The sequence below is a fragment of the Hymenobacter sp. UV11 genome (assembly GCF_004684095.1).
Classification (GTDB): domain Bacteria; phylum Bacteroidota; class Bacteroidia; order Cytophagales; family Hymenobacteraceae; genus Hymenobacter.
The window spans coordinates 179,239-201,316 of sequence record NZ_SRII01000010.1; the positions used below are offsets into that span (position 1 = coordinate 179,239).

A 22,078-nucleotide genomic window follows, 5' to 3' on the forward strand; every position below is an offset into this window, starting at 1 on the left:
AACCGCTTGGTCTGTACGCCGGGTTGAGTTAACAGCTTATCAATCAGGAATAATTTGGGTGCTATCCCGCACGAGCTGAAGCTTATGCTACCACCCCTGCGCAAAATCATTCATCTGGACATGGATGCGTTCTACGCCTCCGTGGAGCAGCGCGACGACCCCGCCCTGCGCGGCCGGCCGCTGGCCGTGGGCGGTACCCGCGCCCGCGGCGTGGTAATGGCCGCCAGCTACGAGGCCCGCCAATACGGGGTGCGCTCGGCCATGCCGGCCGCCACGGCGGCGCGCCTCTGCCCCGAGCTGCAGTTTGTGCCGCCGCGCTTCGAAGTTTACAAAGAAGTATCGGGGCAGATTCGGGAAATCATGGCCGAGTACACGCCCCTCATCGAGCCCGTAGCGCTCGACGAAGCCTACCTCGACGTAACTGAAAACCTGGCCGGCCTACCCCTCGCCAGCGAGGTGGCCCGCCGCATCAGGGCCGAAATTCTGGCCCGCACCCAGCTCACAGCCTCGGCGGGCATTTCCTACAATAAATTTCTGGCCAAGCTGGCCTCCGACCGCCGCAAGCCTAATGGCCAATATGTGATTCCGCCCGAGCGCGGGCCGGCGTTCGTGGCTGGGCTGGGGGTAGGGGAATTTCACGGCATTGGGCCGGCTACCAAGGCCAAGCTGCACGCGCTTGGCATCTTCACTGGGGCCGACCTGCGCGCCCAACCCGAGGCGCTGCTGCGCCGGCACTTTGGCAAGGCGGGCGGCTTTTACTACGCCATTGCCCGCGCCGAGGACCACCGCCCCGTGCGCCCCGACCGCCCCCGCAAGTCGGTAGGCGCCGAAATGACCTTTGCCCAGGACCTGCACGAGCTGCCCGACCTGCTGGCCGCGCTGCTGCCCGTGGCCGCCAAGGTGTGGGCCTACTGCCAGCGCAGCGGCCAGTCGGGCCGCTGCCTAACCCTCAAAGTCAAGTACGCCGACTTCCACCAAATTACTCGCAGCCGCACCCTACCCCTATCCGTGCCCGACGAAGCCACGCTGCTACGCCTGGGCCAGGACCTGCTCACCGCGCTGCTACCCCTGCCCCAGGGCGTGCGCCTGCTGGGCCTCTCGCTCTCCACCCTCGATGGCGAGGCGGCTGCCGTAGGCCCGAGCGGGCAGCTAACGCTTTTTTAGGGAAATATCCTGGAATGAAGACCGTCTGTCCTTGCGAGCGCAGCGCAGCAATCGCAAGGACAACGGGCGCGGCTGACGTTCTTTTGCACTGTTCCTTACTCATTGTTCACTGCTCACTAAAAAAATGTCTGCCATCCAAGAAATTGAACAGCTCGAGCGCCAGCGCTTCGACGCCCAGGTTGCCAAAGACCTGCCGACCCTCGAAAGCATCTTCGCCGACGACCTCATCTACACCCATTCCAACGGCCACCAGGATGGTAAGGCCAGCTATATCGCCTCCATCGCCAGCGGCCAGAGCCGCTACGATAAGGTTGATATTGAGAATATTGTCGTGCGCCCCTACAACGACGACCACACCGCTATCGTCAACGCCCTTATCCAAATCGACCTCGGCCCCGGCGCCGACGGCCAGCCCAGCTTCACGCGCATAAAGTACGTGGTGGTCTATATCAAAGACGCCGCTAAAGGCTGGCAGCTAGTGCTTTGGCACGCCCAGAAGCAGGCGGCGTAAAGGGGTTTAGGATTCAGCTAAACGCCTTAAAAGAACGTCATGCTCATCTGGCGTCCGCTTGTCGAAGCATCTTGGCCGCCTCGTTGGATGAAGCGGCCAAGATGCTTCGACAAGCGGACGCCAGATGAGCATGACGTTCTTTTTTGTATTTTAATAACAAGCAAAACCCAGCGCCTACTGCCAGATAGCTGGCACGCCGGCGCTGCGGCCCAGCAGCGGGTCGGTGGCGGGTAGCGGCAGCGCGGCGATGTTTTTATCGGTTTGGGGACGCTCGCCGGGCTGGCCGCGGTTGAGGTCCCAGTGGCGGCCGTCGGGGTAGGCGCCGACTACGCCCAGGTTTTCGCCGCCCAGGTTTTTGTGCCCTACCCCCGCCGGAATCACCAGGATATCACCGGCTTGCACGCGCACTTTCTGGCCAGACTCGCCGCCCAGGTGCAGCAGCGCCGAGCCCGCATAAATGCCCAACGCCTCGTGCGACGTGCTGTGGTAGTGGTGATACGGGTACACGCCGTTGCGCCAGGAGTTGGTCCAGTTATTAGCGGCAAACTGGCTTTCCAGCCACGCCGCGCCGGTCGCGTCGCGCGCCGCAAACGCCTGCCGGTACAGCAGCAGGGGGTAGGCGCTATTCGGAATCGTGCCGTCGTCTTTGAAAAACAGTTTCTCGGGTTGCATCAGGCGTGTGGGGCGGAAGGTGGCGGCCAGCGGGGCCAGGCCCAGCAGCGGCAAGAAGGCGCGGCGTTTCATGAGAAAAAAGAGGTTTAAAAAAGCCGTTTGTCATTGCGAGCGCAATGACAAACGATTACTTCAACATCGGCAGCGACACGCTGGAAGCATGTCCAGCCTCATGATAAATCCGAATCGTCGCCTTCTGAAAATCCTTAGCCTCGGCGGTAGAGATATTGACAAACTGCTGCGGGTTTCTATCCACTAATGGAAACCAGCTGCTCTGCACCTGCACTTGCAGGCGGTGGCCTTTTTTGAAGGTGTGCAGCACGTCGTTCAACTCATATTTCACCTCGGTGGGCACGTTAGGCTGGAAGGCTTCGGGCGTGGTGAAGCTATGGCGGAAGCGGCCGCGCAGCACGTCGGCCCGCACCAGGCGCTGGGTGCCGGGTAGGGTGGTATTGGCGGCGCCGGGCGCGGGGTCGGCCGCATCGTCGGGCAGCACGTCGATGAGCTTCACCACGAAGTCGGCGTCGGTGCCTGTGGTGCTCACCCAGAGGTCCACGACGAGCGGGCCGGCCACGGTCAGGTCCTGCGGAAGGGGTAGGGTTTGGAAGGTGAGCACGTCGGGCCGCTGGGACGCAAAGCGCTGGTCCTGCACCATATACTCGTTGTTGCGGCTGCTCAGGATGCCCTCGGCATAGGGCACCGGGTGGGCCGGGTCGCTCACGTATTCGTCGGCTGGCGCGGAAGTGGGTGCCGTAGCCAATTGACCCGCGCCGCCCAAATAAAACGGCCGCGCCTGCGCCGCCTTCGGCGGCCAGGCCGGGTAGGTTTTCCATTCGTTCGTGCCCGTGTCGAATACCGTGGCCTCGGCCGCGTTAAAATTGCCTTTGTCTTTTAGGTAGAAATTGAAAAACGGCGTTTCCAGCGTGCGGCGGTAGTATTCGGCGGTGTTCTGGCCAAATTTTAGCGGGCCGAACTGGCTCCAGTCGGGGCGGCTCCAGGCGCCGTGGCTCCAGGGGCCCATCACGAGGCGGTTGGTGGCGCTGGGGTTCTGCTTTTCGATGGCTTGGTAGGTGTGCAGGGCACCAAACAGGTCCTCGGCATCGTACCAGCCGCCCACCACCAGCACGGCCGGCCGCACGCCCGTGAGGTGCGGCCGGATGTTGCGCGCCTGCCAGTAGGCGTCGTAGGTATCGTGCGCTAGGTACTCGTTCCAGATGCGCGCCCGGCCGTTGAAATACTTGGCTTGGTTGGCGTTTTTGATGGGCCCCAGGTCCAGGAAAAACTGGTAGGCATCGGCGATTTTCAGCGGGAATAACTCTGCGTACTCAGCCAGCGGCTTGGGCCGGGGCACGTCGAAGTAATTGGTAAAATCGAAGTTATCGAGCAGAAAAAATGCCCCGCCGTGCCGGGCATCGTCGCCCATAAACTCATCCGTGACCGGCGCCTGCGGCGACACGGCCTTGAGCGCTGGGTGGGCATTGGGCAGGCTGGCCGTGGCGTAGAAACCAGGGTAGGATATGCCCATGATGCCTACGCGGCCGTTGTTGTTGGGCACGTTTTTGAGCAGCCACTCGATGGTGTCGTAAGTGTCGGTGCTTTCGTCGTGGGCGGCGGTTTTGCCCCGGCCCTTGGCCGGCTTGCCGCCGCCAGTGGGGGGTAGGGCGGGCGTCATTTCCTCAAACTGGCCCTCGCTGAGGTAGCGCCCGCGCACGTCCTGATACACAAAAATGTACTGCTCCTGGCTCAGCTCGCGGCTGGGTCCAGGGCCGCGCGTGGGGTAGGCGTTGGTCCCGCGCGGGCCGGCCGAGTAGGGCGTGCGCTCCATCAGGAAGGGGTAGGGGCGGGCTTGGCTGGCATCGAGCGGCACGTAGAGGATGGTGGCCAGCCGGGTGCCGTCGCGCATCGGAATGAGCTGCTCCAGCTTGCGGTAGTGCTGGCGCACGAAGAGCGAATCCTGGGCGCGGGTGGCCGGGGTGGTTTGGGCGGCGGCGGGCAGGGCGAGGGCGGCGGCTAGCAGCAGGCTGCCGGCTAGCCGGCGGGGGTAGGGGCGGGGCATAGGAAAAGGGGCGAAAAACGGCTCGCGGGCCGGAAAGTAATGCGCATCTGGCGTTTACTGGGCCGCTGGCGGGGGGTAGGGCCAAAACCCCGGCGGCGGCGAGTAGTTTTGGCCCCGCAACGTTCCCTTTTCCTACCCCCTATTCTCATGGCATACCAGCCTAACCCCGCCCGCTACGAGGCGATGGAGTACCGCCGCAGCGGCCGCAGCGGCCTGCATCTGCCCGCCGTATCGCTGGGCCTGTGGCAAAATTTTGGCGAGAAAGATGCCCAGGCCAACTGCCGCGCCATCCTGCGCACGGCCTTCGACGCGGGTATTACGCACTTCGACCTGGCCAACAACTACGGCCCGCCCGCCGGCGCGGCCGAGGAAATGTTTGGCCGCCTGCTGCACGATGACTTCCGCCCCTACCGCGACGAGCTCATCATTTCCAGCAAGGCGGGCTACGGCATGTGGCCCGGCCCCTACGGCGATGGTGGCTCGCGCAAGTACCTGATGTCCAGCCTCGACCAGAGCCTGCGCCGGATGAAGCTCGACTACGTCGATATTTTTTACCACCACCGCCCCGACCCCGACACACCCGTGGAGGAAAGCATGGGCGCCCTCGATAGTATGGTGCGCCAGGGCAAGGCCCTGTACGTGGGCCTCTCCAACTACCCACCCGAGCAGGCGCGCCGCGCCATTGAGGTGCTGCGCGCGCTGGGCACGCCCTGCCTCATCCATCAGCCCAAGTACTCGATGCTGGTGCGCGACCCCGAGCAAGGCCTGCTCGATGTGCTGGCCGAGGAGGGGGTAGGGTGCATTCCCTTCTCGCCCCTGGCCCAAGGGCTCTTGACTGACAAGTACTTAACTGGAATTCCCGACGACTCGCGGGTAGCCCGCAACCTCGGTAATGGCGCCCTCGAAGAAAACCAACTCACGCCCGCCAACGTGGCCAAAGCCCAAAAGCTCAACGAACTGGCTCAGGCCCGCCACCAGAGTATGGCCCAGCTGGCCCTGGCCTGGGTACTGAAAGACCCGCGCATCACGTCCGTCATCATCGGCGCCAGCAAGCCGAGCCAGGTAACCGACGCCGTGGGCAGCCTGAAAAACTACCAGTTCAGCCAGGAAGAGCTGGCGCGGATTGAGGAGATTTTAAAGGGGTAGGGAGGTGGTGAGTAAAAGAACGTCATGCTGAGCCTGTCGAAGCATCTCTACCACGCCGCTGGAATTAGTAATCCAACGATGCGGTAGAGATGCTTCGGCAAGCTCAGCATGACGTTCTTTTACTCACCTCTCACCCCTCACCATTCGCCAATTCGCCATCTCACCTCACGGCGAAGTTGCTACCCCAGGCAGTGGGGCCAGTAGCGGCGCGCCGGGCAGCAGGCGCAGCGTGGTATCGAGGCGCTGGGTGATGATGAGCTGGCGGAATTGCTTGCGCAAATCGGCCTGGGCCTGGCGCTGCTCCTGCTTTTGGAAGAGCTTGACGCGGTATTTGGTATGGGGTACGTCGCGGCTCAGGTTGACGTAGGTGAGGGGGGCGCGGCGGCGGCGCACGGGGTCGCCGGCCTGAATGCGGGCAATGCGCTTGTCGTTGTTGCCGGTGAATGCGTGCAGCACGTTGAGGCCCACGAAGAGGTCGGCGCGGCCATCGAGGTCGTAGCGGCCGCTCACTTGCAGCTCGGTCAGGTTGCTGTTCAGGCGCAGGTTGGGGATGAGCAGCTGGCCCCGGCTCAGCACAAACTCGGTGCTGACGGGCTCAAAAAACAAGTGCCCGGTGCGCTTCTTGAAGAGCTTAAACGTTTCTTCTAGCACCTCCACGTCTACCAGCTCTAGGTCGTGCAGGTCGGCCTTAAGGTAGCCGTTGGTATTATCCAGGTTGGGCAAGAACTTCTCGTCGAGGTCGGTGCGCACGGCGGCGGCGCAGCGCAGAGTGCCCTGGATATTGCTGCGCTCCAGCACATTAAGCTTCATGGCCGTGGCCGTGCCAAACAGCTCGGGCAGCTTAATGTCCTCCAGCAGCGCCTGCACCTGCAAGGGGTGGTGCTGGCGGCCGGCGTTGGTGATGAGGTGCCCGCGCAGCGTCACGCGGCCGCCCAGCGTATTCACGGTGCAGTCGTCGAGCATGGCCTCGCCCTCCTGCAAGTGTGTCACCAGCCGAAACTGCGAGCCCTGCACGGCGGCGTAGCGCACCTGGTCTGCCTCCACGCGCAGCAGCGCCGAAAAGCGCCCACTCGTGAGCAGCGAGCCCGGCACGCGGGGCGCCGCACCGTCGCCCTGCCGCTGCGCCCGCCGAACCGCTCGCAGCGCCCGCCGCGCCGCGGCGGCGGCCGAGTCGGTGCGGGGCGGGGCCACGCTGGCCAGCATGCGCAGCAGCTGCGGCACGTCGAGGGTGGGGTAGCGCAGGTAGAGGTTAGCATCGGCCTTCACAATGCGCAGGCCCTGCACCTGCACCGTGGCCGAGCCGCTGCCTACCCCCCCCTGCGGCGCCATAAAGTAGAGATAGGGCAGGTTTAACTGCGTGCCTTGCTTGTCGAAACGCATGCGCAGGTCGCGCACTTTTTCGCCGTCGGGCAGCAGCAGGGTATTGATTTCGTAGTTAATCTTGCCGTTGGCGGCCAGCAGCAGCTCCCGGATGGCCGGGCTGCCCGGCGACTTGGCCGAACGCCGCGGCGGCCGCGATAACCGCTCCAGCAAGGACTTGTAGTTAAGCGTATCGAACCGAAAATCAAGGTTATACACCACTGGTACCACTCGGTTGGCCGAGTCGGTGGGCCACTGCGCCTCGCCACGCACGCTCCCATCCCAAAGCTTGCCCTGGATGCCGGTTAGCTGCACGCGCTCGCCATCGTGGCGAATGCGCACGGCCAGCTCGCGCAGGGTGTCGGTGGCCAGCGCCAGCCGGCCGCAGCGCAGGGCCACATCGAGGTGCATGCCGCTGGGAATGAGGTGGCTGCCCAGCGTGGTGGCAATGCGCCGCTTGGCTGCCAGCGAGCGCGGTGCGCGGCGGCCAGCCAAGCGGAGTGGGGTAGGGCTGGTGGCCTGGGCCAGCGGCCCGGCGGGCTGCAGCAGCTGCCGCAGGCTGCCTATGTCCAGCTCATCCACCGCGAAACTGCCTTTGATATCAGTAGTCGGGTGCTGGCCCGTGAAGTAGTCGAGCAGGTAGGTAGTAGTGGCCGAGGCGTTGAACTTCATGCCCGCCAGCACGCCCGAGGCATTGGTGAGGCGCCAAAGGCTGTCGTTCAGCCCAATGCGCACGTTGAGATTGCGCAGGTCACCGTGGTGGCCCACCCGCTCAAACACCGCATTGCGCAGCGTAGCCACGCCGCGCACCGACATATTGCGGCGAAAATCGCCCCGGTGGTGCGGCCCCATCGCGGGCAGCAGGCCGCGCAGGCGCACGTCGAGGTCGGCGGTACCCTGCTGGGCGTGCCAGCGGCCGTGCGTGCCCAGCAGCGCGGCCAGGGCGGGCAGCTCGGTGCGGCCGTGCAGCCGGCCCTGCACCACTGGCCGCCGAAAATCGCGCAGCAGAAAAGCCATGTCGAGCAGGCCGGCCGGCGAGTAAATGCGGCACTGGCTCAGGTTCAAGGACATGGTTTTGGGCAGGTGAGCCGGGCCGTTGTCGTAGGTGCCCTGCAAGTCCCAGCGGTCAATGCGCCGCGCCGAGTCGGGCCACTGAATACTGGCGCTCCGCAGGCCAAAGTGCAGCACAATGTGCGGCCGCACTTTGGGCCCACTCAGGCCCGACATCAGGTACTCAATATGAGCCTTACTGGGGCTGGTCGCGTCGGTGAGCAGCGAGCGTAGCGAGGGGGGTAGGGCGGCGTGCAGCACGGCCAGCAGCGGCTGGTTGCCAGCAAAACGCAGGTTCAGCACCGTGCCAGGAGGCGGGGCGCTGCCCACGGCCACGGCCGCCGTGTGCGTACCGCTCACGTGAATCGTATCGCCGTTCAGTGTGGCGCGGGTGTTGAAAAACGTGCCCTGGCGCTGCCCAAAGTCGTAGCGGTAGTTGAGCCAGGCCTGCACCGGCTCATTGGTCAGCAGGTCGCCGCTGCGGTTGCGCAGCTGCACAAGCCGCCCCCCAAAGCGCCCTCGCACTGCCAGCACGCCCTGGTGCAGCGTGGCCGCCACGCGGGCCTGGTAAATACGGCCTTGCAGTACGCTATGGGTGAAATCGTTGCGGGTAAAAATCCCGAAATTATAAATAATGATGGAGTCCAGCGCCAGGTCAATTTTGGGCGGGCCGCTGCTGGCCGTGCGCTTCTTGCCGCGCAGGCCCCAGGAGCGGCCCAGCGAATCGACGCGCTGGCCAATGGCCACATCGCGCAGGGTGAGGCGCGTGACCTCTACCCGGCGGTGCAGCAGCGCCCGCAGGTTCAGGCGCAGGTCGGCGCGGCCCAGGCGCAGCACGGGCAGCGTGCGGTGGTGCGAGCTGTCGCGCAGGGTAAGGTGCCCGAGGGAGGCGGTGAGGTGCGGAAAGTCGTGCCACACCGAAAATTCTACCTCAAACGGGTCGAGTACCAGCTCCGAGTTGCGGGTCAGCTGCTCGCGCACGAGCTGCTGCACGTAGGGCTGGGCATAGCGCCTATACCCAAACCAGCCCGCCAGCCCTAGTGCCAGCAGCAGAAGTAAAAAACCAACACCCAGCACGCGCCAGAGGGAAAACGACTTCATACGGCAAGCTACGGTAGCCGGGCTAATACAGTCCGCAACACCTGCTGCGCACCGGGCGTTCGGCTGCCTACGTAGTTAAGTGCAATTTAGCCATCGGCTCGCTTATTGCCAGGGCGCCCACCCGCTGATAGGGACCCTAAACCCCATCTTTGCAGTTGTTATTGCCCGTTACGCTTCCGCTTCTCCCCGCTGCCTTATGAATCGTCGTGCCTCTATTACCGACCTGGCCAAAGCGTTGGGCCTGTCACCCTCCACTATTTCGCGCGCCCTGGCCGACCACCACGATGTGAGCGAGGCCACCAAAGCCCGCGTGCGCCAGCTGGCCAAGGAGCTGCACTACCAGCCCAACCCGCTGGCCGCCGGCCTGCGCCGCGGCCGCAGCAACACGCTCGGCGTGATAGTGCCCCACATCACGGGCTACTTTTTCCCCGAGGTCATCCACGGCATTGCCAGCGAAGCCAGCGCGGCGGGCTTCAATGTCATGATTTGCCAGTCGAACGAAGACGCGCAGCAGGAAAAGCAGATTATCGAGCTGCTGATGGGCGCGCAGGTAGCTGGTATCCTGCTCTCTTTATCGGATACTACTACTGATTTTGAGCACTTTGAGGCTGTGCGCCAGCAGGGTGTGCCGCTGGTGTTTTTTGACCGGGTAGTGCAGGGCTTTAAAGGCCAGAACGTGACGTCCGTCACGCTCAACGATTACCTCGGCGCCTACCAGGTGGTTGAGCACCTCATTGAGCAGGGCTGCCGCCGCATTGCGCACTTTACCGGCCCGCTGCACGTCAACATCCATCAAAACCGCCACCAGGGCTACCTCGATGCGCTGGCTGCCCACGGCCTCACGCCCGACCCGCGCCTCATTGCGTTCTGCGAGCTGAGCCAGCAGGGCGGGGCCGCCGCCATGCGCGGCCTGCTGCGCCTCTCACCCACCCGCCGCCCCGACGGCGTGTTCAGCTCCAACGACTTAGCCGCCGTGGGCGCCATGCAGGTGGCCAAAAAGCTCGGCTTCCGGGTGCCCGAAGACGTGGCCATCGCCGGCTTCAGCAACGAGGTCTTTACCCAGCTCACCGAGCCCGCCCTCACCACCGTAGACCAGCGCTGCGAGCAAATGGGCCGCACGGCCGTGCAGCAGCTCCAGAAAATGCTCCCTACCCCCGGCCACAAGGCCAGCACCCCGCGCGGCATCGTGCTCAAGCCCAAGGTGATAGTGAGGGATTCGTCACAGCGGGAGGGGTAGGGAACCGGCAAAAAGTTGAGGGAGAACGTCATGCAGAGCAAAGCGAAGCATCTCGCTCGGGGTCGTCCACATCTCGTGCAGCGATAAGAGCGAGATGCTTCGCTTTGCTCTGCATGACCGTTCTATCTAGCTCAGCATCTTGGCGAAATTGACTTTGATTTTCAGCTGGAAATCGGCGATGACTTTGAAAATCTCCTTGAGCGTGACGCGCTCTACTTTGGTCAGCTTCTTGGGGTCCAGGTAGTTATCGGGGGGTAGCTTGTCGTGCATCATCTGGGTAGCTTGCTTTTTGAGGCGCATGCCCATGAGGTAGTAGTACGACTGCAATAGCTCTTGGTATTCCTTTTCGGTGAAGACGCCGAGCGTGCGCAGGGCGTCCAGGCGCTGGCCGGTGTTGGTGGCAAACACGCGGTTTTTGAGGGCAAACACGCGCACCGCATCCACGATGGGCGACATTATTTTCTTCAAATTCACCACCTGCTGCTGGCCCACGGCAAAGGTGCGAATGTTGTTGAAAAACGTGAGCGGCGGCTCGTACTGCACGGCGTTGGTGGCCATGTAGTGCAGGAAGCGGTCGAGCGGCTTTTGCAGCTCTGTGTCCAGAAAATCGTGCAGCTCTTCCAGAATATCGGCTTCGCCGTAGAGGAAGCGAATGTCGAAAAATGCCGCGAAGCGCATCACGTTCTCGGGGTTCGACTCGTGCAGCCATTCCGTGTAGTTGCGCTTCCAGTGCGAGAGCGAGTGCGTCCACTTAGGGTTTTTGGCCATGAAGCCGCCGTCGCAAAAGCTGAAGCCAATCTCGTTGAGCCGGTCGCTCACCTCGGTGGCGAAGCGCAGGAAATAGTCGCGCACCAGCTCACGCTGCTCGTTGGCCTTGTCCTCGTAAATGATGGCATTGTCCTGGTCCGTGAGCAGCGTTTGCTCCTGCCTACCCTCCGAGCCGAGCACGATGAACACGAACCGCGCCGGCGGCGGCCCCAGCTCCTTTATCACGTCCTCAATGACCTTGAGGGCGATGGTGTCGGCCACGGTCGTGATAACCTGGTTAACGATTTCGGGTTTCACACCACGGTCAAGTAGTTGAAATACAATGTCCGGCACCTTCTGCCAGTTGCGCCGCAGCTCGCGCAGCGACACCGCCTGCTTCACGCCCTGAATAAACAGAAATGGCGACTGCGCCTGCTCGGCCAGCAGCTTATTGCGGCTGATAAAGCCCAGGTACTCGCCCGGCGCGCCCTCCACCAGCAGGTAGCGCGTCTTGGTCCGAAACATCAGCAAAAGCGCCTCATACACAAAGGCTTGGCTACTCACCGAGCGGGTAGGGGCGTCGAGGTAGGTGCTGATGGGCAAGCGCGCATCGCCAAGGCCCGCCACCACCTTGTCGCGCAGGGTAATGTCGGTGACGTAGCCCACGATTTTCTCTTCCTCATCGAGCACGAAGAAGCAGCTGCTGCGGGCCTTAGCCATGCGGCGGGCCACTTCGTGAGTGGGCGTGGTGCCGGGGCAGGCCAGCACGTCGCGCAGCTCCACGGCAGCCATGCGGCGCGAGTACAGCTCGTCAGCGGCAATGAAATTCTGGGCGGTTTGGGGGCCGGGGTGCACCAGCCGGGCATACTCGTCGTCGAGCATCAGCTGGCCGTAGCGGCTCGTGAAGTAGTGGAAAAAGGCCTCGTAGCCCAGGCACAGCCCCCGAAAATCGCTGCGATGCAGGAAATACACCCGCGTGCCGGCCCGCGCCTGCACCGTGCGCAGCGAGCGCTTCTTGTTGAGCAGCACCGACACGCCGCCGTAGCACTCGCCGGGCCCATATTCTTCGGGCAGCCGGCGCGCCTGCTGGGCATCGAAAAAAAACGTGTCGTAGGCCCCTTCAATAATCAAATCGACGCCCCGCAGCTTGGTTTCGCCCTGGTGGTAGATAACGGCCTCGCGCGGGTGCGTCACCTCTTGCAGCAGCGCGGCCACCTCTTCCAGCACCTCGGGGGGTAGGAGGTCAAAGGGCCGAACGGTGCGCAGAAAAGCGAGGCGAGTATCCATAGAAGCAGGGAGCGGTAAGCGGCAAATAACGCAAGCAACTGTCATTGCGAGCGCAACGAAGTGGAGCGCGGCAATCTTTCCTTCACGTTGGAGGTATTAATCCAACGATTAGGAAAGATTGCCGCGCTCCACTTCGTTGCGCTCGCAATGACGGACGATTTTAGTCGTTCAAATTAAATCATGCCCAGCCAGTATTTCCAGAAGGGGCGGCGGGCGGCGGCCAGCACGGCGTGGGTGGGCGGCGGCTGGAGCGTGGGCTGGCTGGCCAGCACCTCGGCGTCGATGTCGCCGGTGCGGCGCAGCTCGAAGAAGCACTGCGCGGTGGCCTCGGCATCGGCCAGGGCATCGTGCTGCTTGCCCATGGGCCGGCCAAACTGCCGCTGGTACAGGTCGGCCAGGCGAAGGTACTGCTGGCGCACTGGCTGCCAGAAGCGCCCGGTGAGGCGCATGGTGCAGAAAGTAGGCAGCCCCAGCAGCGCATTATCGAGCCCCGAGCGGTGAAAGCTGACGCCCACCATGTGGTAGTCGAGCTCGATGAAGTGGCCCACCACCAGCGGCTTGTAGCGGCGCAGGTCGTCGTGCAGGCGCTGCATCACGGGCAGGCGGGCCTCGCCGTGCTCGTGCAGGTAGGCCAGCGTGAGGCCGTGCACCTGCATAGAAGCGGGCGTGAGGTCGTAGTCGCTGGGCCGGATGTAGTGATTTTCGGTCTTCACCAACTCACCCGCCGCGGTGTAGATGAGCCAAGCCACCTGGGCCACGTGCGGCCACGCGCCGGGCTCGGCGTAGGGCCGGCGCCAGTCGGCGGGCAAGCCCGACGTCTCGGTATCAACGAAAAGCAAGTAGTCGTGCACGGGGCAAAAGTAGTGCGCAAGAAACAGTCAACAGTGAGCAGTCACTTGCTATTTATCCCACTTGTTCTTAGCTCCGTGCTATTTTCGGAAATTCTGCGTACGCTGGTAACGAAAAGCGAAGGTTCATTGTGCCTTTACTAACGGCTGAAACCCCGGTTATCATTGTGAGCAACGCGCGGCAATCGTACCAGCACGATACCCGAACGACTCGTTCTGGTGCGGTTGCTCCGCGTTGTTCGCAACGACAATTGTTAGGCGGCCTGGCTGGCCTCTTTGGCCGTTGCGGGTGCTCCCGTTACTTTGCGGGCATGTCCGACTTTCGCCTGCGCGTATTTGCCGCCGTGGCCCGGCACCTGAGCTTCACCAAGGCCGGGCAGGAGCTGTTTATCTCGCAGCCGGCCGTCACCAAACATATTCGGGAGCTGGAGGCCCAGTATGGCCAGCGGCTGCTGGCGCGGCGCGGCAACCGCGTAGCCCTCACCGAGGCCGGCCGCCTGCTGCTGCTGCACGCTGAAGCCGTGGAAGCCTCGGCCCGCCAGCTCGACGAGCAACTGCTGGGCCTGCGCGACCCCGACGAGGCTGCCGGCCGCCTACGCCTGGGCGCCAGCACTACCCTCTGCCAATACGTGCTACCCGCCTGGCTGCCCGCGTTCCAACAGCGCTATCCGCAGGTGCAGCTCACGCTGCTCAACGTCAACTCCGAGCGCATTGCCGAAGCCCTGCTGCGCGGCGACCTGGACCTGGGCTTCGTGGAGGGCCGCACCAAAAGCCGCGACCTGCACTACGAGCCGCTGCTGCCCGATGAGCTGGTAGCAGTGCGCCGCGCCACGCCCGCCGGCCCGCCGCCTACCCCCCTGCCCCTGGCCGAAGCCCTGGCGCACCCGCTGGTGCTGCGCGAGCGCGGCTCGGGCACCCTGGAAGTGCTGGAAATGGCCCTGCGCGAGCTCAAAATCAAGCTCGGCGAGCTGCACGTGGCCATTTATCTGGATAGTACGGAGGCCATTAAGGGCTATCTGGCGGCGGCCCCGGCGGCGCTGGGCTTTGTGTCGCGGCGGGCGCTGGCCCGCGAGCTGGCGGGTGGCGTGCTCGAAGTGGTGCCCGTGGCGGGCCTGCGCCTACCCCGGCACTTTGAGGCGGTGTGGGTGCAGGGCCAGCCGCTGACCCGCCCGGCCCAGCGGTTTCTGAGCTTCTCCCAGGCGCAGGGCAAAGGGGAAGAAATGACCGGTGGAGCAGGCTGAGTTTTCTGCCGCCTGTCATCCTGAGCTTGCGAAGGACCTTATCACGTTTGAATAAGTTGCTAAAAAAAAGTAGAACTGCGCAAACGCGGTAAGGTCCTTCGCAGGCTCAGGATGACAGGGGGAGGGCCGCGCTAGCTTGTCGGATAAGTAAAAAACGCCGGCTCCGGCAGCGCGTCGCCTAGCACTGCCACGGCCCCCTGATAGCCCGCGCCCGCAGCCCAGTGGTGCAGCGCCGCCCCCGCCGGTGCAATAAAAACCGGTGGCTGGCCGGGCTCAAAAGCTAGCACCGAAAAGTCGGCGAAGGGCATCCCTACCCCCCGGCCCAGGGCCTTGGCATAAGCTTCCTTGCGCGTCCAGATGGTGAAGAAGAGCGGCCAGTAGTCGGCCGGCGCAGCGGCGCGCAGGGCAGCCTGCTCGGCGGGCGCATACAGCTCTTGGATGAGCGCGGCGGCATCGGTCAGCGGGCGCAGCGGCTCCACATCGACCCCTACGGGGCCGGCGTCGGATACGGCTAGCAGCACCCGGCCCGGCCGGTATGAGAGGTTGAAACGTAGCTCGGCGCCAGGTAGCGTGGGCTTGCCGTTGGCGTCGTGCTCAAACACCAAAGTGCCGGCCGGCCGGCCGGTATACTGGCTAAGCACCGCCCGCAAAAACCCGTGGGCCCGGCCGTAGGTCTGGCGCAGGGCCGGGGTGCGCAGGCGCGCCTGCCGGTCCGTTTCGGCCGCCGATAGGGTGGCTTCGGCCGCGGCCCAGGGGGGTAGGGCGGCGGCCAGGTCGGCTTGCCAAACGTGCAGAAAGGGCGGCTTGCGCATAACAGCGAAGTACGTACTTAATGGCTGCGCCTGGCCCCGCGCCGCGCAACCTTACCCAGCCAGCCAAGTATGCACTGGCTGACCTTTTTTGTTCTCACCACCTTTTCCACCCCCTTACCATGGCCACCAACGAGCAAGCAAACAACGAGCTGAATCGCCCCACCGACCCTACCCAGCTGGGCGGCGACCAGGGCCCCGCCACCACGCCCGAAGACGATTCGCGCGATATGTCGCCCATCATGGCCGACGCCGATAAGTCGCGCACCGACCAAAATAAGGAAACCTCGCAGCAAGGCTCCGATTTCAACCAGCAGCGGCAGCAGGGCGCCGGCGGCCAGGGCGACAGCTACGGCACCACCGGCCGCGGCCAGGGCATGGGCCACGCGGGCGGCAACGGCGATGAAGACCGGGGCTACGACCAAAGCGGCTACCGCGGTGGCCTGGGCACCAGCGGCGGCCGCGAGGACATGAGCGACCGAAATACCAATACTAATCAGAATCCCTTCGTGGGCGGCTACGACGGCGGTGGCACCGACCAGCCCACCGAGGCCCAAACCAAGAATCTCGGCCTGAATACCCCGCAGCCGACGGATACTTCGGATGCCGGCCCTACCCCCTCCAACGCTAGCTAACCCAAGTTGCAGACCAGCTTGCTGCGGGGCAAAGTTTCAGCTGGAAGGGCCGCCTGGCCGGTCCGTCGGCGCGAGCCGGCCGACCGGTTATCGTTGACAGCTGTGGCCCAAGCAACGACAACCGGTCGGCATGCTCGCCGGCGGACCGGGGAGCATGCCTCGCAACTTGGGTTAGCTAAGAGGGTATTTGAGAATTTAAAAGAACGTCATGCTGAGCTTGTCGAAGCATCTCTGCCGCCTCGTTGAATTACTAACCTAACGCGGCGGTAGAGGTGCTTCGACAAGCTCAGCATGACAGGCGAGACGTGCGCTTAACTGGATTTAAGCTGATTCTACGCGCCCGAGATAAAGCTGCTTGGGATGCCTTGCCAGCTGGTATTGGCCGGCAGCTGCTCGCCCTTCATCAGGAGCGACAGGCTTCTGAGGGTGGCGCCGGGGCCGATAACCGAGTCGTAGAGCACCACGCTCGACGTGCCCACGGTGGCGTAGCGCCCGATGCGCAGGTTCGACATCTTCATCACGCGGTCCTCGAAGAGGTGGGTTTGGATAGTCGAGCCGTTGTTGAGCACGGCGTGGTCGGCCACCCAGGCCAGGTCAAATTCGGTGATTTCGGTGGTATCCATGTACACCGAGTGGCCGAAGTGGCTGCCCATGAGCTGGAAAAACCAGGTGGCGAACGGCGTGCCTAGCAGCGCGGCTTCCCAAAATGGATATACATAGCTTTCGCATAAGGAGTTGACAAATTCATTGCGCCACACAAACGACGACCACAAGGGCTTCTCCGAAGGCCGGTAGCGGCCAATGAGCACCCATTTGAGCAGGGCGGTGAGAATGGAGAAGCCGAAAATCAGCCCCACCAGCACGCCCGTGCCTACCCCCACACTGCTCCAGAAAGCGTAGTATAGCAGGTGCAAGTGGCAATAGTGATACAGCACCGCGAACGTCATGAAGGTGAACGTGAACGGCAGCACAATCTTGAACAGCTCGATGATGGAGCGCGCCCACACCAGCCGGGCAGGTGGCGCAAACGTCAGCTCGGGCGCGAAGGCCGCCGACACCGGCCGGTTGGGCAGCAGAAAGGCCGGCGAGCCCACCCAGGAAGTGCCATCGGGCGGCGTGTCGAGGGGCGCCGACGAGAGCGCACCAATCAAATTGTTGGTGCCCAGCACCGTGCCGCCAGCCAGCACCGCGCCATTGCCCACAAACGTGCGCGGCCCCACCACCGTGGGCAGCACCGATACCAGCCCGTGCTGCACGCGCGGCGCGCCCACGCTCACCGAGTCGGCCAGAAACGAGCCGGCTCCCACCGTGAGGTGGTCGGCCGAGATGTGGTTGAGCGTCGAAACCTCGGCCCGGTGGCCAATTTTGGCCCCCAGCAGCCGCAGCCAGTAGGGCGTATAAATGGTGGCGTAGAGCGGGCGCAGCAGCGTCAGGCTCTGGGCCAGCACGGCATCGGCCACCCAGTGGCGCACATAGGCCAGGCTGTAGAGGGGTAGGGAACCGTCGGCCTGGCGGCCGGCTACCAGGCGCTTGGTGCCGGCCAGCACGGCTATCAGCAGCAGTACGTAGAGCGCCGATAGCGGCATTAGGGCCAGCAAAGAGGCCTCATGCTTAAGGGGTTCTACGAATTCATAGAGGATAGCCAGCACTGGCAGCGAGGCCACCGTGGGCACCAGCAGCATGAGCGCGATGGCCGCCAGCTGGGCCGCCAGGTAGCCCGCGCCCGGCCCGGCCACTGGCCGCAACGGCGTGAGCGCCACCTCGCGCACGCGCTTAGCGGGCGAGCCCAGCCAGCCTTCGCGGTCGGGAATCTGCTGGCCGGCGGGCAGCACCGACAGGTCGTCGAGCTCGGCGCCTTCGCCCAGGCTGGTATTGCCTTCCATAATGGCGCGCAGGCCCACGTAGGCCTCACGGCCCACGGTGGTAGGGCCGATAATGAGGCGGTCGCGCTCGATGCGGTAGCCCAGCAGCGCCGCCTCGCGGGCCACGCTGGTGCCCTCGCCGATGGTCAGCAGGTCGAAGCACAGCACGCGGGTGGTGCCCAGGTACACGTTTTTGCCAATGCTGGCGCCCAGCAGGCGGTAGAAAATGGCCAGGAACGGCGTGGCCGACAGCAGGGGGGTAGGGGCCGCCTCCACCAGCTTTTTCACCACCCAAAACCGGAAGTAATATATCCCCCACAGCGGGTACTCGCCCGCCCGGAAGTGGCCGATAATCAGCCACTTCACCACCACTACCAGCAAGCAGGCCAGCGGCACGTACCCCACCACCGCGGCCGCGCCGGCCAGCACCAGCTCGGGCCACGACCACTCGGCAATGACCGGCCGCAGGTGCAGCGTCACGTTCAAGAAAAACACCGGCACGGCGTAGAACAGCGTAATGGAGAACAGCTGCAAAATGGCCGTAAGCAGCCGGGTGCCGGTGCTAGCGCGCTGCAAGGGGGTAGTGAGCACCGGCTCGGAAGCAGGCGCCGCGGCGGCCGTGGCCGCATCGGCCGCCACGGCGGCTGCCAGCCCCTCAATGGTGCGGCGGGTGTACATCTCCTTCACCGACAGGCCCTGAAAATCGGGCTGCTGGCGCAGTTCGGAGATGATAAGCGAGGCCAGCAGCGAGTTGCCGCCGAGGTCAAAAAAGTCGTCGGTAACGGAGATGTCGGCCGTGTCGAAGCGCTTCTGCCAGGCGGCGTAGATGGTGCTTTCGAGCGGGTTGCGGGGCAGCGTCAGCTCGCGGGTGGGGGCCTGGTCGCCGCTCACGGGGTAGGGCAGGGCTTTGCGGTCCACCTTGCCGCTGGTGAGCAGCGGAAACGCCAGCAGCGGCACCAGCGCGGCGGGCAGCATGTAGGGCGCCAGCCGCTCGCGCAGGTAGGCCCGCACTGCCTTCTCATCGAGCAGGTGGTCGGGGGTAAGGATGAGGTAGGCGATGAGCTTTTTGACCCCATCGGCGCCTTCTTTGAGGGCCACCGCGGCGTTGCGGATGCCCGGCCATTGCAGGAGCAGGCTCTCGATTTCGGCCAATTCAACCCGGAAGCCCCGGATTTTTACCTGCGTATCAATCCGCCCTAAAAAGTCCACGTTGCCCTCGGCTTCGAAGCGGGCCAGGTCGCCGGTGCGGTAGAGGCGGCCACTGAAGCCATTCGGCAATTCGCTGACGGTGTTGAACTTGGCGGCGCTCAGCTCAGGGCGGTTGAGGTAGCCGGCGGCCAGCGCGGGCCCGCCAATGCACAGCTCGCCGGCCTGGCCCAGCGGCACCAGCTGGCCCAGCTGGTCGAGCAGCAGCAGCTCGTAGCCCGCCAGCGGCCGCCCGATAGTGAGGCGCTGGCCGGGTACGAAGTCGGCGGCCGTGGCCACCACCGTGGCTTCGGTGGGGCCGTAGGTGTTCACCACCCGGCACTGCCGGCTGGCCCACTTGGTGAGCAGCTCGGGCGGGCACACCTCACCCCCCAGAATGAGCAGCCGCAGCGTGGGAATAGTGGCCGGCAGCAGCGAGAGCAGCGTGGGCACCGTGGAGAAAATCGTGACCTGATTTTCGACCAGAAAGCCCGGCAGCGCGTCGGGCGCCTTCATGGTTTCTTCGGGCACCGGCACGAGCGCGCCGCCCGCGCCCCACGCCAGCCACAGCTCCTCGAGCGAGGCATCGAAGGCCACCGAAAAGCCCTGCACTACGCGGTCTTGCGGGGTGGGCTGAAACAGCACCTGCTCGGCCCGCACCAGGTGGCAGATGCTGCGGTGCGGAATGAGCACGCCCTTGGGCAAGCCCGTGGTGCCCGAGGTGTAAATGACGTAGGCAATGGCATCGGGCCCGCCCGCCACCGGCGCCAGCGCGGGGGGTAGGGCGGGCGCGGGCTGCGTGAGGTCGAGCACCAGGCCGGGCCAAGCATCGAAGCCTGCGGGCAGCGGCCGGTTGGTGAGCAGCGCCCGCGCCCCGCAGTCGCCCAGGATGAACGTCACGCGGTCGGCCGGAAACGATAAGTCGAGCGGTACGTAGGCGGCGCCGGCCTTGAGCACGGCCAGCATCCCCACGTACAATTCAATGGACTTGGCCATGTACAGGCCCACGAAGTCGCCGGCCTGCACGCCCTGGCTTTGCAGGCAGGCGGCCAACTGGTCGGCCTCGGCGTTGAGCTGCGCGTAGGTGCGGGTATCGCTTAGCCAACTCAGGGCCAGATTATTGGGGTAGTGGCTGGCGGTTTCTTCGAATAAGTGATGGAGCTGCTGGGGGCCGCCTTCGGCCACCTGCTGCGGTACGGTACGGAAGTCGCGCAGCAGCTGCACTTCCTCATCAGCCAGGAAAAACACGTAGCCCACCGGCACCTGCGGATTGCTCCCAATCTGCTCGAACACCCGCTGCACGTGGGCCGGCAGGTAGGCTGCGCCCCAGGGCCCCGGCAGCCCGGCGGTGCAGGCAAAGCTCACGGCCACGGTGCTGTCGGCGGCAAAGTCCAGGGTCACGCACCACTCGTGGTCGGCACTCTGGGCCTCGGGCGCCGGAAACGAGATGCGCGCCCGCGTGATGGCCGCGCCCAGCTGCTCGGCCACGCCGGCCAGGCCCATCACAAGCTGGCTGGCGGCCTCAGCCTCCACCTCGGCCAGCGTGAGCGCGTCGCTGATATTCAGCAGCGCCGTGGCGGGCGGAAAAGCCGCCACGTCATTCTCAGCCCGCAGCGTGGCTTGCAGCTGGGTGGCGCTGCGCTCGGCTGGCTGGCGGAAGCACACCACCGCGAAGGCCGCCAGGTAACCGGCAATCAGAGTTTCCTTTTGCCGAAAGGCTATCTGAAAATCGGCGGGCTTCGGAGTGGCTTCGGGCTCTGGGGTCAGAGCGGGGGGCAGGTCGGTTGTCGGGGTCATGGATGGGTAGAAAAGAGCGCTGGCCGCCGCAGTGGCGAGTGCAACAGCCGGCCTTCAAATAGCGCAGGGAGTTGTGAACCGGGCATGAGCTTTCAAATAGAAAGCTGATAACTGACCCACTGAGCCGGTAGGTAGCACCTACGCCCAACTACTACGCCAGGATGCCGACCGCCGGCTGGCGCTGGTTTGCAAAGGGGGTAGGGCTGGCCCAAAGGTGAGCGCACGGCTGGCAGTGGGCACGGTTTAAAAGTGAGCCATTGCTACTTGCTAGCGCCGTCAATAAAAAAGGCTCTGCTTTCGCAGAGCCTTTTTTTGCTAAACAGGCCGTTCAGGAATTCGGTCTGGAAAAAGCCGGTAGCCCACCATGTGCGCCGCCTAAACTTCCTAAACAGTCCCAAATCAAGAAGCTGGTCGCGCTGCTTACTTATACTGGTAGTAGCGCACGTAGTCTACCTGCATCTGCTTCGGGAAGGTGGTGGCAGCATTAATGGCGGCCATGCTGGGGTTACCCACAAAGTCGCCCCCTACGGCCACGTTTAGAACTACAAAAAAGTTGTTGTTGAAGGGATAAGTGTTAGCCCCTGCCATACTCTTGGTAAAAGTGTAATAGAGCTGCCCATCGAGGTAAAAACGAACCTGATTCGTGCTGCGCACTACGCTGTAGGTGTGAAAGTCATTGGCAAAGCTGCTGCCGTCGGGCAGCTTGATGTGGTCGATACCACTTTGCTGGTGGTTGCCGCTTTGGTCGGCATAGTGCAGGGTAGTGAGCGTTTCCGTGGGCGTTTGCCCGCGCAGCTCCATAATGTCAACCTCGCCGCATTTAGGCCAGTTATTTGTGTCGATGTCGCTGCCCAGCATCCAGATGGCGGGCCAAATGCCGACGCCCTGGGGTAGCTTGGCCCGCACGTCAATGCGACCAAACTGGAAGTCTTTCTTATTCTTGGTCAGCACCCGCCCCGACGTGTAGCCGCCCGAGGTTTGCAGTGCCTGAATAACGAGGTTGCCGCCGCTTTGATAAACGTTGTCCGTCGAGTTGGTGTACGTTTCAAACTCTCGGTTGCCCCAGCCGCCGGCGCCCAGGTCAAACATCCACTTTGCCGGGTCAATGGCCCCGCTGCCATTAAACTCGTCGGCCCACTGCAGCTCCGTGTAGTCGGCGTAGTCGCGGGAGTCCGCATTAACTGCGGCCGGTGCAGTCGGCGTAGTGGGGGTAGTAGGGGTGGGGGTAGGGGCCGGGATGTTCGGAGTTTTAGATTCCGTGCAAGCGATTAGTAGCAGCGCCAGCAGGCTAGCGCCGGCCACGCGGGTGAGTGGGAAAGTTTGCATAGTAGGGGAGAAGCAAGTGCCCGACGGATAGTTCATCGGGCACTT

General features: G+C 63.9%; 14 protein-coding genes. 6 read left to right on the top strand and 8 right to left on the bottom strand.

The features are described from left to right. Positions 1 to 84: 84 nt before the first annotated feature. Both dinB and E4631_RS19150 read left to right on the top strand, forming a co-directional pair. The gene (gene dinB / locus E4631_RS19145; protein WP_133656210.1) at positions 85 to 1,164 is read left to right on the top strand and encodes a DNA polymerase IV; all 1,080 of its coding nucleotides are present in this window, start codon (positions 85 to 87) and stop codon (positions 1,162 to 1,164) included. Positions 1,165 to 1,288: 124 nt separating this feature from the next. Then, positions 1,289 to 1,675, top strand: coding sequence for a nuclear transport factor 2 family protein (locus E4631_RS19150; RefSeq protein ID WP_133656209.1), 387 nt, complete (start codon positions 1,289 to 1,291; stop codon positions 1,673 to 1,675). Positions 1,676 to 1,849: 174 nt separating this feature from the next. Here the strand turns inward: E4631_RS19150 and E4631_RS19155 are convergent, their stop codons facing one another. Both E4631_RS19155 and E4631_RS19160 read right to left on the bottom strand, forming a co-directional pair. Next, a complete protein-coding gene (locus E4631_RS19155; protein ID WP_133656208.1) occupies positions 1,850 to 2,419 on the bottom strand; it encodes a cupin domain-containing protein in 570 nt (189 codons plus the stop codon). Between the two features lie 55 nt (positions 2,420 to 2,474). Continuing rightward, entirely contained in the window at positions 2,475 to 4,403 is a 1,929-nt protein-coding gene (locus E4631_RS19160; protein ID WP_133656207.1) for a CocE/NonD family hydrolase, read from the bottom strand. A gap of 147 nt (positions 4,404 to 4,550) precedes the next feature. Between E4631_RS19160 and mgrA the strand changes: the two genes are divergently transcribed. Beyond that, positions 4,551 to 5,549, top strand: a complete 999-nt coding sequence (mgrA, locus tag E4631_RS19165; protein WP_133656206.1) for an L-glyceraldehyde 3-phosphate reductase — start codon at positions 4,551 to 4,553, stop codon at positions 5,547 to 5,549. Positions 5,550 to 5,714: 165 nt separating this feature from the next. On the opposite strand, the gene E4631_RS19170 is transcribed toward mgrA, so the two are convergent. After that, positions 5,715 to 9,059: an AsmA-like C-terminal region-containing protein gene (locus E4631_RS19170; RefSeq protein ID WP_133656205.1), complete on the bottom strand. Its 3,345-nt coding sequence runs from the start codon at positions 9,057 to 9,059 to the stop codon at positions 5,715 to 5,717. A 196-nt stretch (positions 9,060 to 9,255) separates the two neighbouring features. On the opposite strand from E4631_RS19170, the gene E4631_RS19175 reads away from it, so the two are divergent. Beyond that, positions 9,256 to 10,296 (top strand): LacI family DNA-binding transcriptional regulator, encoded by a 1,041-nt coding sequence (locus E4631_RS19175; protein WP_133656204.1) that lies wholly within the window; start codon positions 9,256 to 9,258, stop codon positions 10,294 to 10,296. A gap of 126 nt (positions 10,297 to 10,422) precedes the next feature. Here E4631_RS19175 and E4631_RS19180 read toward each other — a convergent pair whose 3' ends face one another. Both E4631_RS19180 and E4631_RS19185 read right to left on the bottom strand, forming a co-directional pair. After that, positions 10,423 to 12,330, bottom strand: coding sequence for a DUF294 nucleotidyltransferase-like domain-containing protein (locus tag E4631_RS19180; RefSeq protein WP_133656203.1), 1,908 nt, complete (start codon positions 12,328 to 12,330; stop codon positions 10,423 to 10,425). Between the two features lie 173 nt (positions 12,331 to 12,503). Continuing rightward, a complete protein-coding gene (locus E4631_RS19185; RefSeq protein ID WP_166647968.1) occupies positions 12,504 to 13,181 on the bottom strand; it encodes a 3'-5' exonuclease in 678 nt (225 codons plus the stop codon). Positions 13,182 to 13,489: 308 nt separating this feature from the next. Between E4631_RS19185 and E4631_RS19190 the strand changes: the two genes are divergently transcribed. Continuing rightward, a complete protein-coding gene (locus E4631_RS19190; RefSeq protein WP_133656201.1) occupies positions 13,490 to 14,419 on the top strand; it encodes a LysR substrate-binding domain-containing protein in 930 nt (309 codons plus the stop codon). 131 nt (positions 14,420 to 14,550) lie between these two features. Here the strand turns inward: E4631_RS19190 and E4631_RS19195 are convergent, their stop codons facing one another. Further along, entirely contained in the window at positions 14,551 to 15,231 is a 681-nt protein-coding gene (locus E4631_RS19195; protein ID WP_133656200.1) for a 4'-phosphopantetheinyl transferase superfamily protein, read from the bottom strand. Positions 15,232 to 15,350: 119 nt separating this feature from the next. Here E4631_RS19195 and E4631_RS19200 point away from each other — a divergent pair, with 119 nt between their 5' ends. Continuing rightward, entirely contained in the window at positions 15,351 to 15,863 is a 513-nt protein-coding gene (locus tag E4631_RS19200) for a hypothetical protein (RefSeq protein WP_133656199.1), read from the top strand. A 332-nt stretch (positions 15,864 to 16,195) separates the two neighbouring features. Here the strand turns inward: E4631_RS19200 and E4631_RS19205 are convergent, their stop codons facing one another. Both E4631_RS19205 and E4631_RS19210 read right to left on the bottom strand, forming a co-directional pair. Continuing rightward, complete coding sequence (locus E4631_RS19205; protein WP_133657815.1) at positions 16,196 to 20,707, bottom strand: Pls/PosA family non-ribosomal peptide synthetase; 4,512 nt, start codon at positions 20,705 to 20,707, stop codon at positions 16,196 to 16,198. A gap of 420 nt (positions 20,708 to 21,127) precedes the next feature. Continuing rightward, positions 21,128 to 22,033 carry a family 16 glycosylhydrolase gene (locus E4631_RS19210; RefSeq protein ID WP_166648105.1) on the bottom strand — a complete coding sequence of 302 codons (906 nt, stop codon included), beginning with the start codon at positions 22,031 to 22,033 and terminating at the stop codon, positions 21,128 to 21,130. Positions 22,034 to 22,078 lie beyond the last annotated feature (45 nt).

Bases quoted from the DNA above. Each gene is read 5' to 3' on its own strand.
- dinB (WP_133656210.1), top strand. From the start codon at position 85: ATGCTACCACCCCTGCGCAAAATCATTCATCTGGACATGGATGCGTTC.
- E4631_RS19150 (WP_133656209.1), top strand. From the start codon at position 1,289: ATGTCTGCCATCCAAGAAATTGAACAGCTCGAGCGCCAGCGCTTCGAC.
- E4631_RS19155 (WP_133656208.1), bottom strand. From the start codon at position 2,419: ATGAAACGCCGCGCCTTCTTGCCGCTGCTGGGCCTGGCCCCGCTGGCC.
- E4631_RS19160 (WP_133656207.1), bottom strand. From the start codon at position 4,403: ATGCCCCGCCCCTACCCCCGCCGGCTAGCCGGCAGCCTGCTGCTAGCC.
- mgrA (WP_133656206.1), top strand. From the start codon at position 4,551: ATGGCATACCAGCCTAACCCCGCCCGCTACGAGGCGATGGAGTACCGC.
- E4631_RS19170 (WP_133656205.1), bottom strand. From the start codon at position 9,059: ATGAAGTCGTTTTCCCTCTGGCGCGTGCTGGGTGTTGGTTTTTTACTT.
- E4631_RS19175 (WP_133656204.1), top strand. From the start codon at position 9,256: ATGAATCGTCGTGCCTCTATTACCGACCTGGCCAAAGCGTTGGGCCTG.
- E4631_RS19180 (WP_133656203.1), bottom strand. From the start codon at position 12,330: ATGGATACTCGCCTCGCTTTTCTGCGCACCGTTCGGCCCTTTGACCTC.
- E4631_RS19190 (WP_133656201.1), top strand. From the start codon at position 13,490: ATGTCCGACTTTCGCCTGCGCGTATTTGCCGCCGTGGCCCGGCACCTG.
- E4631_RS19195 (WP_133656200.1), bottom strand. From the start codon at position 15,231: ATGCGCAAGCCGCCCTTTCTGCACGTTTGGCAAGCCGACCTGGCCGCC.
- E4631_RS19200 (WP_133656199.1), top strand. From the start codon at position 15,351: ATGGCCACCAACGAGCAAGCAAACAACGAGCTGAATCGCCCCACCGAC.
- E4631_RS19205 (WP_133657815.1), bottom strand. From the start codon at position 20,707: ATGACCCCGACAACCGACCTGCCCCCCGCTCTGACCCCAGAGCCCGAA.
- E4631_RS19210 (WP_166648105.1), bottom strand. From the start codon at position 22,033: ATGCAAACTTTCCCACTCACCCGCGTGGCCGGCGCTAGCCTGCTGGCG.